The organism is Actinoplanes sp. NPDC049599 (assembly GCF_044465625.1).
Lineage (GTDB): Bacteria > Actinomycetota > Actinomycetes > Mycobacteriales > Micromonosporaceae > Actinoplanes.
On the sequence record NZ_JBITLX010000009.1, the window covers coordinates 62,206 to 74,358 of the forward strand.

13 protein-coding genes are annotated in these 12,153 nt (G+C 74.7%); 6 read left to right on the top strand and 7 right to left on the bottom strand.

Features of this window, described 5'->3' with window-relative positions; genetic code table 11:
* Positions 1-134 precede the first annotated feature (134 nt).
* Both ACIBQZ_RS18410 and ACIBQZ_RS18415 read left to right on the top strand, forming a co-directional pair.
* Positions 135-1,937: an ABC transporter ATP-binding protein gene (locus ACIBQZ_RS18410; RefSeq protein WP_396089904.1), complete on the top strand. Its 1,803-nt coding sequence runs from the start codon at positions 135-137 to the stop codon at positions 1,935-1,937.
* Complete coding sequence (locus tag ACIBQZ_RS18415; protein ID WP_396089905.1) at positions 1,934-3,715, top strand: ABC transporter ATP-binding protein; 1,782 nt, start codon at positions 1,934-1,936, stop codon at positions 3,713-3,715. The genes ACIBQZ_RS18410 and ACIBQZ_RS18415 overlap by 4 nt, the downstream gene beginning before the upstream one ends.
* Here ACIBQZ_RS18415 and rpsD read toward each other — a convergent pair.
* Positions 3,712-4,320, bottom strand: a complete 609-nt coding sequence (gene rpsD / locus ACIBQZ_RS18420) for a 30S ribosomal protein S4 (RefSeq protein ID WP_396089906.1) — start codon at positions 4,318-4,320, stop codon at positions 3,712-3,714. The genes ACIBQZ_RS18415 and rpsD overlap by 4 nt on opposite strands.
* Before the next feature lie 87 nt (positions 4,321-4,407).
* On the opposite strand from rpsD, the gene ACIBQZ_RS18425 reads away from it, so the two are divergent.
* A complete protein-coding gene (locus tag ACIBQZ_RS18425) occupies positions 4,408-5,145 on the top strand; it encodes a DUF2470 domain-containing protein (RefSeq protein WP_396089907.1) in 738 nt (245 codons plus the stop codon).
* Here the strand turns inward: ACIBQZ_RS18425 and ACIBQZ_RS18430 are convergent.
* From ACIBQZ_RS18430 to ACIBQZ_RS18450, 5 genes are all read right to left on the bottom strand, one after another.
* A complete protein-coding gene (locus tag ACIBQZ_RS18430; RefSeq protein WP_396089908.1) occupies positions 5,142-5,750 on the bottom strand; it encodes a TetR family transcriptional regulator in 609 nt (202 codons plus the stop codon). The two genes, ACIBQZ_RS18425 and ACIBQZ_RS18430, sit on opposite strands and share 4 nt — an antisense overlap.
* A 13-nt stretch (positions 5,751-5,763) precedes the next feature.
* Complete coding sequence (locus ACIBQZ_RS18435) at positions 5,764-6,501, bottom strand: ABC transporter permease (protein ID WP_396089909.1); 738 nt, start codon at positions 6,499-6,501, stop codon at positions 5,764-5,766.
* The gene (locus ACIBQZ_RS18440; RefSeq protein ID WP_396090090.1) at positions 6,498-7,220 is read right to left on the bottom strand and encodes an ABC transporter ATP-binding protein; all 723 of its coding nucleotides are present in this window, start codon (positions 7,218-7,220) and stop codon (positions 6,498-6,500) included. The genes ACIBQZ_RS18435 and ACIBQZ_RS18440 overlap by 4 nt, the downstream gene beginning before the upstream one ends.
* 153 nt (positions 7,221-7,373) lie before the next feature.
* Positions 7,374-8,435 carry a hypothetical protein gene (locus tag ACIBQZ_RS18445; protein ID WP_396089910.1) on the bottom strand — a complete coding sequence of 354 codons (1,062 nt, stop codon included), beginning with the start codon at positions 8,433-8,435 and terminating at the stop codon, positions 7,374-7,376.
* Positions 8,350-8,946 carry a hypothetical protein gene (locus ACIBQZ_RS18450; protein WP_396089911.1) on the bottom strand — a complete coding sequence of 199 codons (597 nt, stop codon included), beginning with the start codon at positions 8,944-8,946 and terminating at the stop codon, positions 8,350-8,352. Before ACIBQZ_RS18450 ends, ACIBQZ_RS18445 begins: the two co-directional genes overlap by 86 nt.
* A 221-nt stretch (positions 8,947-9,167) precedes the next feature.
* On the opposite strand from ACIBQZ_RS18450, the gene hisI reads away from it, so the two are divergent.
* The 3 genes from hisI to ACIBQZ_RS18465 all read left to right on the top strand — a co-directional run bounded on the left by hisI (position 9,168) and on the right by ACIBQZ_RS18465 (position 11,827).
* Positions 9,168-9,536, top strand: a complete 369-nt coding sequence (gene hisI, locus ACIBQZ_RS18455; RefSeq protein ID WP_396089912.1) for a phosphoribosyl-AMP cyclohydrolase — start codon at positions 9,168-9,170, stop codon at positions 9,534-9,536.
* Between the two features lie 198 nt (positions 9,537-9,734).
* Positions 9,735-11,276 carry an anthranilate synthase component I gene (locus ACIBQZ_RS18460; protein ID WP_396089913.1) on the top strand — a complete coding sequence of 514 codons (1,542 nt, stop codon included), beginning with the start codon at positions 9,735-9,737 and terminating at the stop codon, positions 11,274-11,276.
* On the top strand, positions 11,276-11,827 hold the full coding sequence (locus ACIBQZ_RS18465) for a Trp biosynthesis-associated membrane protein (RefSeq protein ID WP_396089914.1): 552 nt from the start codon (positions 11,276-11,278) through the stop codon (positions 11,825-11,827). The genes ACIBQZ_RS18460 and ACIBQZ_RS18465 overlap by 1 nt, the downstream gene beginning before the upstream one ends.
* Here the strand turns inward: ACIBQZ_RS18465 and ACIBQZ_RS18470 are convergent.
* Positions 11,761-12,063, bottom strand: coding sequence for a hypothetical protein (locus tag ACIBQZ_RS18470; protein WP_396089915.1), 303 nt, complete (start codon positions 12,061-12,063; stop codon positions 11,761-11,763). The two genes, ACIBQZ_RS18465 and ACIBQZ_RS18470, sit on opposite strands and share 67 nt — an antisense overlap.
* Between the last annotated feature and the right edge of the window lie 90 nt (positions 12,064-12,153).

Genomic DNA, 12,153 nt, shown 5'->3' on the forward strand with positions numbered 1-12,153 from the left:
GGCGCGCCGCCGGGGCTGCGCACCGGTGTGGTGGCTGACACAATGCAAATCCTGTGGCGTTTCGCCGGCGGTTCGGCAGGATGGACCGGTAAGGCCGGATCAGCCGGCGAGGACTTACGTCTGGGCGGGGATCCGTGACCACGAGGGCCAGCCGCGACGTGCTCGGGCGCGGCCTGCGCGTGCTGGGCCAGGCGATCCGCACCGAGCCCCGGCTCTTTGTCATCGGCACCGCCGGCAGCAGCCTGTTCGGCCTGCTGGTCATCGCGAACTCGTACGTGGTCGGCTGGGTGATCGGCAACGTGGTGGTGCCGGCGTTCGCCGAGCACCGGGCCGGCGCGGGTGAGCTCGCGCTGATCGCCGCCACCTTCATCGGCATCGCCCTGCTGCGGGTGGCCAGCATCTTCGGCCGCCGCCTCGGCGCCGGCTTCATGCAGTTCCGGCTCCAGGCGCGATACCGGCGTGCGGTCACCCGGCGCTATCTGGCGCTGCCGCCGGCCTGGCACCAGCGGCACGCCACCGGCACGCTGCTGTCGAACGCCAACTCCGACGTCGAGGCCGCGTTCGTGCCGATCGCGCCGCTGCCGTTCGCGGTCGGCACGATCGTGATGATCGCCGCCGCCCTGGTCTCGCTGTTCCTCACCGACTGGGTGCTGGCGCTGGTCGGCGTCTGCCTGTTCCCGACCCTGTTCGGGCTCAACCTGGTCTACTCGCGCCGGATGTCACCCCGGCAGATCCGGGCCCAGCAGCTGCGTGGCCGGGTCAGCGCGGTCGCCCACGAGAGCTTCGACGGCGCGCTGGTGGTCAAGACCATGGGCCGCGAGGCCGACGAGTCGCGGCGCTTCGCGGTGCACGTCGGCGACCTGCGCGACGCGCTGATCTCGGTGGGCCGGCTGCGCGGCCTGTTCGACCCGGTGATGGACAGCCTGCCCAGCGTCGGCACGCTGGCCGTGCTGATGCTCGGCGCGTGGCGGCTGCAGACCGGCGCGCTCACCGTCGGCGAGCTGGTCAGCGTCTCGTTCCTGTTCACCGTGCTGGCCTTCCCGGTGCGGGCGATCGGCTGGGTGGTCGCCGAGCTGCCGCGCAGCGTCGCCGGCTGGGAGCGGGTCCAGGCGGTGCTCGGCGCCGGTGGTGACCTCGCCTACGGCTCGGCCGCGCCGGCCGGCACCGGTGCCGCGCAGCTGCGCTTCGAGCACGTCCATTTCTCGTACGGGGAGGGCCCCGAGGTCCTGCACGACGTCTCCTTCACCGTCCCGGCCGGCCGGACCGTCGCGCTGGTCGGCGCGACCGGCGCCGGCAAGTCGACCATCGCCTCCCTCGCCGTCCGGCTGGTGGACCCGGACAAGGGTGCGGTCAGCCTCGACGGCACCGCGCTGCCGGAGTTCAGCGTGCCGGCGCTGGCGTCCGCGGCGGCGCTCGTGCCGCAGGTGCCGTTCGTCTTCGACGACACCGTGCGCGGCAACGTGACCCTGGAGCGCGACGGCCTCGACGACGAAGCCGCCTGGTCGGCGCTGCGGCAGGCCCAGGCCGAGGGCTTCGTCGCCAAACTGCCCAACGGGCTGGACACCCCCGTCGGCGAGCGCGGCACCTCGCTCTCCGGCGGCCAGCGCCAGCGGCTCACCCTGGCCCGCGCCCTGGCCGGGCGGCCGCGGCTGCTCGTGCTCGACGACGCCACCAGCGCCGTCGACCCGCGGGTGGAGGCGGCCATCCTGGCGTCGCTGCGCGGGCACGACGCCGGCGCGTCGATCCTGGTGGTCGCATACCGGCGGGCCACGATCGCGCTCGCCGACGAGGTCGTCTACGTCGCCGACGGCCGGGTGGTGGCCACCGGCACGCACGCCGACCTGCTCGCCACCGAGCCCGGCTACCTCGACCTGGTCACCGCGTACGAGCAGGCCGAGGCCGCCCGGGCCGAGGAAGACAGCAGGATCGTCGCGTGAGCACCGCCGTACGGGAGAAGCCGGAGGAGGGCACGCTTGCCACCGTCCGGCGCGGCATCGCGCTCTCGCCCGAGCTGCGTCCCGGGTTGCTCGGCACGCTGGCGCTCGCGCTGGTCTCGATGGCCGGCCGGGTCGCCGTGCCGATCGCCATCCAGCAGGGCATCGACCGGGGCATCCGGGTGCCCGGCGGCCCGGACCTGCGCGTGGTCGCGCTGATCGTCGGGCTGACCCTGGCCGCGCTGATCGTCTCCACCGTCTGCGGCTACCTGATGACCCGGCGGCTGTTCACGGTCAGCGAGACCGCGCTGGCCGGGCTGCGCAGCCGCACGTTCCGGCACATCCACGACCTGTCGATGCTGCACCAGCAGTCCGAGCGGCGCGGTTCGCTGGTCTCCCGGGTCACCGGCGACGTCGACCAGATCACCCAGTTCCTGCAGACCGGCGGCGTGCTGCTGCTGCTCACCTCCGGGCAGCTGGTGGCCACCACGATCGTCATGCTGGTCTACTCCTGGCAGCTCACGCTGGTGGTGTTCGCCGCGTTCCTGCCGGCCGCGGTGGTCATCCGGCTGTTCCAGAAGCGGCTGGCCGGCGTCTACCGGGTGGTCCGCGAGCGCACCGGCACGATGCTCGGCGCGGTCGCGGAGAGCGTCGTGGGCGCCACCGTCATCCGCGCGTACGGGGTGGCCGGGCGCACCGGCAAGCGGCTGGACACCTCGATCGAGAGCCTGCGGGTGGCCCAGCAGAAGGCCCTGCGGACGAGCGTGATCAGCTTCTCCACCGGCGAGATCGCGGCCGGCGTGGCGCTGGCCGCGGTGGTGGTCGTGGGCGTGCTGCTCGGCGTCGGCGGCGGCCTGACCGTGGGCAAGCTGACCGCGTTCCTGTTCCTGGTCACGCTGTTCATCCAGCCGGTGCAGATCGCCACCGAGGTGCTCAACGAGGCGCAGAACGCCGTCGCCGGCTGGCGCCGGGTGCTGGACGTGCTCGACATCGCGCCGGACGTGGCCGACCCGGACGCCGCCGGGGTGGACCTGCCGCCCGGCCCGCTGTCGGTGCGCTTCGCCGACGTCTCCTACCGCTATCCCGGCGGTCCGGTGGTGCTGCAGGACGTGGACCTGGAGATCGCGCCGCGGACCCGGGTGGCCGTGGTCGGCGAGACCGGCAGCGGCAAGACCACCTTCGCCAAGCTGCTCACCCGGCTGATGGACCCGGCCGCCGGCGAGGTGCTGCTGTCCGGCACGCCGCTGCGTTCGGTGCGGTTCGCGTCGCTGCGCTCGCGGGTGGTGATGGTGCCGCAGGACGGCTTCCTCTTCGACGCCACGGTCGCCGAGAACATCCGCTTCGCGGCGCCCGCGCTCAGCGACGACGACCTGGAGCTGGCGTTCCTCGAGCTGGGCCTGGCGGACTGGCTGGCCGGGCTGCCGCTGGGGCTGCGCACCCCGGTGGGCGAGCGCGGCGAGGCGCTCAGCGTGGGGGAGCGGCAGCTGGTCGCGCTGGTCCGGGCGTACGTCGCGGACCCGGACCTGCTGGTGCTGGACGAGGCGACCAGCGCGGTCGACCCGGCCACCGAGGTGCGCCTGCAGCGCGCGCTCGACACCGTCACCCGGGGCCGGACCACGGTGGCGATCGCCCACCGGCTGTCCACCGCGCAGTCCGCCGACGAGGTGATCGTGGTGGACGCGGGCCGCGTCGTGCAACGCGGCCCGCACGCCACGCTGCTGGCGGACGAGGACTCCATCTACGCCAAGCTCTATGCCTCCTGGCTGGAGCAGACCCGCTAACGGGCGTAGAACTCGACCACCAGCTGCTCGTCGCAGACCACCGGGACCTCGGCCCGCAGCGCCTTGCGGATCACCGTGGTGCGCAGCTCCTCCACCACCGTGGACAGATACGGCGCGGTCGGCCCGTCCAGGTGCGCGCCGGTCGCGGCGAGCTGGAACGGCGGCTTCTGCCGGCTGCTCTCCCGCACCTCGACGACCTGGCCGGGCTTGAGCCGGTACGACGGGCGGTCGACCTTCTGGCCGTCGACCAGGAAGTGGCCGTGCGCGACGAGCTGACGGGCCTGGTAGATGGTGCGGGCCAGCCCGGCGCGCTGCACGGTGGCGTCCAGCCGGCTCTCCAGCAGCGCGACCAGGGTCTCGCCGGTCTTGCCCTGGCTGCGGTGCGCGTCGTCGTACGCCTTGCGCAGCTGCGCCTCGCTGACGTTGTACTGGTGCCGCAGGCGCTGCTTCTCCAGCAGCCGGACCTGGTAGTCCGACGCCTTGCGCCGGCCCCGGCCGTGCATGCCGGGCGGGAACGGCCGCCGCTCGAAGTACTTCACGCACTTGCGGGTGAGCGGGATGCCGAGAGCCCGCGACAGCCGGGCCTTGGGTCGGGAGTTGTTCACGGGTGATCTCACTTCGGTCCGGAAATGTTGTACGGTTAGCCTAACCTAACTTAGGCAATCCTGACCGGTGCACCGGAGGTACCCGCTATGCAGCCCACGCCCGCCGAGGTGGCCCGAACCCTGGCCGCCGGTCACCTGCCCGCGACCGCGCACATCGCCTGCCGGCAGGGCGCGTACCCGGTCCGGCACGTGACCGACAGCCAGGGCCGGGTGCTGCTTCTGGCCCCGGCGAAGGGCGCGCTCACCACCGCGCTGCGCCCCGGCCCGGGCACCGACGACACCGCGCTGGTGCTCGACATCAGCGACGTGCCGCCGACCGCCGGCGCGCCCTCGCTGGGCCGGGTGTGGGTGGCCGGCTGGGCCGTCGCGCTCACCGGCGAGCAGGCCCGCGAGGCCGCCCTGGACTACGCCGACACCGACCCGGCCGCGGACCTGCTGGACGTGGGCACGACCCAGGTGCTGCACCGGATGGAGGTCGCCGAGGTGCGCTACGAGCGCGACGGCGTGCTGATCGACATCGACCCCGAGGACTACGCGCTGGCCGTGCCGGACCCGCTGCGGGCCATCGAGTTCGACCTGATCGCCGACCTCGCCGACCACCACCTCGACGAGATGGCCGGCTACGTGCGGCGCCGGCTGGGCCCCGCCGCGCGCCCCGGCGACCAGCCGAAGGTGGTCCGCCTGGACCGGTACGGCTTCCTGGTCCGCCTCGGCGACCGGCTGGCCCGGCTGTCCTTCCCGCGCCCGGTCACCGACCGGCACGACCTGGCCCACCTGCTGCACCCGGTGCTCTGCCACCGCTGCACCCGCGAGGCGGCCGGCTAAGCGTCGAAGACCCCAGGCAGGTCGCCGGTCAGGTAGCGCTGCACGGCCGGGCCGATCGCCGCCACCAGCCGCTCGGGCGGCAGGGAGGTGATCGGCTCGACCTTGAGGATGTAGCGGACCATCGCCAGCCCGCCGATCTGGGTGGCGACCAGCGCCGTGCGGGTCGGCGCCTCCGCGGCGTTGATGCCCAGCTCCGCGATCGCCCGCCGGAGCACCTGGGTGACCACGAACTCGCGCATCAGCCGGGCGGTCCACTCGTTGCTGATCGCCGAGCGCATCAGCGCGATCGCGGCGCTGCCGGCGGGGGAGTCCCAGACGCTGAGCACCAGCGCGACCAGCCGCTCGCCGGCCTGCTCCCGGGGCCCGGCCATCGCCCGCGGGATGAGCTCGGCCGGGTCGATCGGCGAGTTCATCGCCGCCAGGAACAGCTTCTCCTTGGTGCCGAAGTAGTGGTGGATCAGCGCCGGGTCGACCTGGGCCGCGGCCGCGATGCCCCGGACCGAGGCCTTGTCGTAGCCGGTCTCGGCGAAGACCGCGCGGGCGGACTCCAGGATGGACTGCTTGGTGTCCTGGTTGCCCGGACGCCGCCCGCTCCGCCGTACCACCGGCAACTCCTCGTCAGGGTGTGCGGCGCCGCAGGGTCGCGGCGGCCAGGACCAGGGCGACCACCGCCGCGCCGGCCACGACCGTCAGGTCGCGCCACATCATGGTGGTGGCGTCCGGGTGCGCGCCGACCTGGGTGAGCGCCTCGACCGCGTACGACAGCGGCATGGCATCCGCGACCGCCTGCAACCAGCCCGCCATCTGCCCGCGCGGCACGAACAGCCCGCACAGCAGCAGCTGAGGGATGACCACCACCGGTAGGAACTGTACGGCCTGGAACTCGGTGCGCGCGAAGGCGCTGCAGAACAGCCCGAGGGCCACCCCGAGCACCGCATCGACCACGGCGATCAGCACCACCAGCGCCGTGCTGCCGAGCGTGTCCAGCCCGAGCAGCCAGTACGCCGCTGCCGCCGCCACGCCGGCCTGCACCGTGGCCGCCAGCCCGAACGCCAGGCCGTAGCCGAAGAGCAGGTCGAGCTTGCCGAGCGGGGTGGTGAGCAGCCGTTCCAGCGTGCCGTTGGTGCGTTCGCGCAGCATCGCGATGCTGGTCACCAGGAACATGATGGTGAACGGGAAGATGCCGAGCATGACCAGCGCGATCCGGTCGAAGGTGCCGCCCGGGTCGTCGTACATGAAATAGAGCAGCACCAGCAGCGCCGACGGCACGACGGCCAGCAGGGCCACCGTGCGCCGGTCGTGCCGCAGCTGCCGCAGGATCCGCGCCGCGGTGGCCAGGGTGATCCGCGCGTTCATGCCGCCACCTGCTCGCTGGCGCGGATCAGCCGCAGGAAGGCCGCGTCCAGGTCGTCGGTGCCGGCCACCGCGCGGATGGCGTCCGGGGTGTCGTCGGCGATCAGCGCGCCGTCACGGATCAGCAGCAGCCGGTCGCAGCGCCCGGCCTCGTCCATCACGTGGCTGGAGACCAGCAGCGTGGTGCCCGCCGCGGCGAGGGTGTGGAACTTCGCCCACAGGTCGGCGCGCAGCACCGGGTCCTGGCCCACGGTGGGCTCGTCGAGCACCAGCAGCCGGGGCGAGCCGACCATCGCGCAGCCCAGCGAGGCCCGGCTGCGCTGGCCGCCGGAGAGGTTGCCGACCAGCTGCCCGGCCGCGCCGGCCAGTCCGACGTCGGCGATCGCCCGGTCCGCCTCGGCCGCGCCCAGGCCGTACAGGGCGGCGAAGTAGCGGGCGTTCTCCCGGACCGACAGGTCGGCGTAGACGCTGGGGGCCTGGGTGACGTAGCCGACCGTGCGCCGCAGCGCGGTCGCCCCGGCGGGCTCGCCGAGCACGGTGACCGTCCCGGACTTCACGATCTGCACGCCGACGACGGCCCGGATCAGGGTGGTCTTGCCGCTGCCGCTGGGGCCGAGCAGGCCCGTGACGCTGCCGGCCGGCACCGTGCAGCTGATCCCGTGCAGCACGCGGCGCCGGCCGCGCTCGACCACGAGGTCGCGGACCTCGATGGCGCTGGTCATGTTGCCTCCCGAAGAACTCATCGTGTGATGATTTCAACGCTAGATGAATTCCATGGCCGGGGCAATCGGCAACCCTGAAGTCGGCACGCGACCATGACAAAAGCCGCGACCCCCGGGGTGGGGATCGCGGCTCTCGGCGGCGCGGAGCGGGGCCTACAGGGCCAGGATGCGGTCCAGGAACTCGCGGTAGCCGCGCATCGCCATGCGCATGCTCTCGGTGTCCGGCTTCGCCGCGCCGCGCAGCGGGTCCAGCTCGTCGCGTTCGCTCAGCATCGACTCGGTGAGCTCGTGCACGGCCTCGGTGAGCAGGTCGTGCGCCCGGGTCAGGGCGGCCTCCGGGTCGTCGACGAACTGCGCCTTGACCTCGTGCCACTCCGCCCGGAACTGCTCGGTCGCCGACTCCGACCAGAACGTGATCGAGACGTCGTGCACGTCGCCCGGGCGCAGCGGGGTCCCGGCGGCCCGGGGCGCGGGCGTCGTCTCACGGGCCTCCTGCCGGGGTGCGGGCGCCGCCTCGCGGGCGTCCTCCGGGCGCCGGGGCGCGGCGGGGACCTGCTCGTCGGTGGCCTCGTCGGCGCGACCGCGCCGGCCGTTGCCGGGCGCGCTGACCGGCACCGTGGCGCTGCCGGTCGCACCGGTCCGCGGGCCGGCGGTGGCCCAGCCGGTCGGCTCGAGCCGGGTGGGTTCGAGCCGGGTGGCCTCGGCGCGGGTGGCCTCGGCGCGGGCCGGGCCGGCGTGGGCGGGATCGGCGTGCGGCGCGACCGCTTCGCTGCTCGGCGCGGCGGCGGGCGGCCCGCTGACCGGGCGGCCACCCAGCGGCACCGGCACCTGGGCGGACCCGGCCGCGGCGGGACCGGCGCTGACCGGCCGGGCGGCCGGCTGCTGCGGCGCGGCGGGCGGGGCGAAGCTCGCGGCCGGCGGGTTGGCCCCGGTCACCGGCGCCGACCCGGCGGCCTGCGGGTTCGTCGCGGTCACCGGCGCCGAACCGGCGGCCTGCGGCGCGAACGGCGACGGCGCGTACGGGCTGCCGGCCGGAGCGTCGTCCTCGGCCGGGGCGAACGGCGACCGCGGGCCGGGCGGGTCGTTGTCGACGGGCGCGAACGGCGACCGTGGCCCGGGCGGGGCGTCGTCACCGGCCACGGGGAACGCCGGCCGGGCCAGCTCCTCGGCGGGCGGGATGAACGCGGACCGCGCCGGCTCGTCGCCGGCGGCCACGAACGGGGGCTCCGGGGCGAACGGCGACCGCGAGCCGGGCAGCCCGGCGTTGCCCACCGGGGGCTGGCCGTTCGCCACCGGGGAGCCGCCGTGCGGCCTCGCCGACCCGGTGCCCGTTGGTCTCGACCGGCGGGAAGCCGCCCTGGTTGGTCCACCGGGCGCCGTTGGAGCCGAGCAGCGCGTCCGCCGGGCGCCGCGAGCCGAGGGCCACCATCTGGGTGTCGCTGGTCAGGGCCGGGTGCGGCCGCGGCGCGAACGGGTTCGGCGACGGCTCCTCCGGCTCCTGCTGGTCGTCGTGCGGCTGGGACTGCTGTTCGCTCACCTGCGGGTGCTCCCCGGTCGGGCCGGCGGCGCCGGCTGGCTGGTCGGACGCGTGCGCCGGGGCGGCGGCCCGGCGCGCGTCCGGATCCTCTTCGGACTGCCGCTGGGCCGGCGTGGGCATCCCGTGCACCGGCCAGAAGCGGGCCAGGCCGCGGGATTGCCGGTTCTCGGGCTCGGACGTCGGCTCCATCGGTCAAAACTCCCGTTCCAGTGGCGGCGCCATCCGCGGGGCGGGCCGGTCGGACGGCGGGCGCAGCACCTCTCCGGCGCGACGCAGGACGACGGTACCGTCCCTGCCCTCCCGGTCACACCCCCAGCGCGGGTCGTGACCGGATCGTGGGCTACGGGTACGGCCTCGTGACGCCGGCACCCCGTGCGGGAGAATGTGACACTGTGCCCGCGACTGACCTTGTGAACGGACCTGTCTCCGCGCTGGACCCGGCGATCGCCGCGCGCCTGCGCCGCACCTCCGACGGCCTGGTGGCCGCGATCGTCCAGGAGGCCGGCACCGGCGACGTGCTCATGCTGGCCTGGATGGATGACGAGGCGCTGCACCGCACGCTGACCAGCGGCCGGGCCACGTACTGGTCGCGCAGCCGCGGCGAGTACTGGGTCAAGGGCGCCACCTCCGGGCACCACCAGTACGTGCGTTCGGTGGCGCTGGACTGCGACGGCGACGCGCTGCTGGTCACCGTCGAGCAGGTCGGCGCGGCGTGCCACACCGGCACCCACACCTGCTTCTCCGACGCGCTGCCGGCGGCACCGGGGGAGGGCGCATGACTGACCGCACCGAACCTCGCCGGGCGGGAGCGGGTGACGGCCGTGACCGTGAGGGCCGTGACGGCCGTGACCGTGAGGGCCGGGAAGGCATGCGAAAGGTGGGCACAGCATGACTGACCGCACCGAACGTCGCCGGGCGGGAGCGGGCGACGGCCGTGACCGTGAGGGCCGGGAAGGCATGCGAAAGGCGGGCACAGCATGACAACCGGATCGGTGACCCCGGACGAGGACGGTTTCCTGGCCCAGGCGGCGCGCCGCCGGGTGGTGCCGGTGGTCCGCCGGCTGCTGGCCGACGGCGAGACCCCGATCGGCGTCTACCGCAAACTCGCCGGCGGTCCGGGCACGTTCCTGCTCGAGTCCGCCGAGCAGGGTGCCGGCTCGGCCGCCTGGTCGCGGTACTCGTTCATCGGCGTGCGCAGCGCCGCCACCCTGGTCGAACGCGACGGCGAGGCGGTCTGGCTCGGGCATCCGCCGGCGGGCGTACCGCTGACCGGGGATCCGGTGGTCGCGCTGCGGGAGACCGTCGCGGCCCTGGCCTCGCCCGAGGAGCCCGGGACCGGCGCCGACCTGCCCCCGCTGACCGGCGGCATGGTCGGTTACCTGAGCTACGACCTGATCCGCCGGTTCGAGCGGCTGCCGGCCACCGCCGTGGACGACGTGCCCCTGCCCGAGCTGGGCATGATGCTCGCCACCGACCTGGTCGTGCTGGACCACTACGACGGCTCGGCCATCCTGGTCGCGAACGCGGTGCTCGACGCGGACGCCACCGCGCCCGCCGCCCGCGCCGCCTACCACCAGGCCGTCGGCCGGCTCGACGCGATGACCACCGCGCTGTCCCGGCCCACCCCGCCGATGATCTCCACGGTCGAGCGGGTGCCGCCCGGCGACGTGGTCAGCCGCACCGCGCCGGGCGACTACCAGAAGGCGGTCGAGACGGCCAAGGAGGCCATCCGGGCCGGCGAGTGCTTCCAGATCGTCGTCGCGCAGCGCTTCGAGCGGGTCACCGACGCCGACCCGCTGGACGTCTACCGGGTGCTGCGGGCGACCAACCCGAGCCCGTACATGTACTTGCTGCGCTTCGACGACTTCGACATCGTCGGCTCGTCGCCGGAGGCGCACCTGAAGGTCAGCGCGGAGCAGGGCGGGGTCCGCCGGGCGCTGCTGCACCCGATCGCCGGCACCCGCTGGCGCGGCGCCACCCCGGAGCAGGACAACGCGCTCGCCGCCGAGCTGCTCGCCGACCCCAAGGAACGCTCCGAGCACGTCATGCTGGTCGACCTGGGCCGCAACGACCTGGGCCGGGTGTGCCGGGCGGGCACGGTGGAGGTGCCGGACTTCGCCCGCATCGAGCGGTACAGCCACGTCATGCACATCGTCTCCACGGTGGTCGGTGAGCTGCGGGCCGACCGCACCGCGTTCGACGCGCTGGCCGCGACGTTCCCGGCCGGCACGCTGTCCGGCGCCCCCAAGGTCCGGGCCATGGAGATCATCGAGAGCCTGGAGCCGACCCGCCGCGGCCTGTACGGCGGCACGGTCGGCTACTTCGGCTTCGCCGGCGACATGGACATGGCGATCGCGATCCGCACGGCGCTGCTGCACAGCGGCAAGGCGTACGTGGGCGCCGGCGCGGGCATCGTGGCCGACTCCGACCCGGCCGCCGAGGAGCAGGAGACCCGGAACAAGGCCGCGGCCGTGCTGGCGGCGATCGCCGCGGCCGAGACGTTGCGCGCGGCGCGCTGATGACCCCCGCCCGCCGGTTGGGGTCCACGGTGCTGCTCTGCGGCGCGGGCGCGGGCCTGGCCGTCTACGCCGTCACCCGCACCTGGTCGGAGATCGTCACCGCCCGGCCGGGGCTGTCGTCGCTGCGGGCCGTCCGGACCGGCGCGGACCTGGCGCCGTGGGTGATCGGCCTGGCCCTGGTCGCGCTGGCCGGGGCGGGGGCGCTGCTGGCCACCCGCGGGCCGGCCCGGCGGCTGCTCGGCGGCGTGCTGGTCCTGGTCGGCCTCGGCGTGGCCGCGGGGGCGATCACCGGCCGGGCCGGGCTGGCGGTGGGTGCGGCCGGCGCCGGTGGCACCGTCTGGCCGGTGGCCTGCGTGCTGGGTGGGCTGTTGATCATGCTGGGCGGCCTGTCGGCGGCCCGGCACGGCCACGAGTGGCCGGCCATGGGCGCCCGTTACGAACGCCGGGGCACCGCCGGCCCGCCGGCCGCCGATGCCGACGTGGATCAGCGGGTGGACACCAGGGCGGCCTGGGACGCCCTGGACCGCGGCGACGACCCGACGGCGCGCTGACGGCGGCGGGCCGGCCGGCGCTGCCCGGTCGCGGCCAGCGCCGCGACCATCGCGTCCATGTCGGCGCGGGCCTGGGCCCGGGCCCGGTCGGCGCAGATCGCCGCCCACGCGTTGCCCTGGGCGGTGCGCACGTTCTCCTCGCCGACCACCCGGCGCTCGACCTCGGCGACGAGATCGGCGGCCGCCGCGACGACGGCCCGGGAGACGGCGACAAAACCCACGTCCGTAGTAGCCATGGTTCTACCTCCGAGACTCGTGCCGGGTCGGCGTTGCCCCACGCCGCCGACCAGTCTGCCGAAATCCGATGATGCCGGAGTCGTATTTCC

Bases quoted from the DNA above. Each gene is read 5' to 3' on its own strand.
- ACIBQZ_RS18440 (WP_396090090.1), bottom strand. From the start codon at position 7,220: ATGACCAGCGCCATCGAGGTCCGCGACCTCGTGGTCGAGCGCGGCCGG.
- ACIBQZ_RS18425 (WP_396089907.1), top strand. From the start codon at position 4,408: ATGCAGCCCACGCCCGCCGAGGTGGCCCGAACCCTGGCCGCCGGTCAC.
- ACIBQZ_RS18470 (WP_396089915.1), bottom strand. From the start codon at position 12,063: ATGGCTACTACGGACGTGGGTTTTGTCGCCGTCTCCCGGGCCGTCGTC.
- ACIBQZ_RS18465 (WP_396089914.1), top strand. From the start codon at position 11,276: ATGACCCCCGCCCGCCGGTTGGGGTCCACGGTGCTGCTCTGCGGCGCG.
- ACIBQZ_RS18450 (WP_396089911.1), bottom strand. From the start codon at position 8,946: ATGGAGCCGACGTCCGAGCCCGAGAACCGGCAATCCCGCGGCCTGGCC.
- ACIBQZ_RS18435 (WP_396089909.1), bottom strand. From the start codon at position 6,501: ATGAACGCGCGGATCACCCTGGCCACCGCGGCGCGGATCCTGCGGCAG.
- ACIBQZ_RS18460 (WP_396089913.1), top strand. From the start codon at position 9,735: ATGACAACCGGATCGGTGACCCCGGACGAGGACGGTTTCCTGGCCCAG.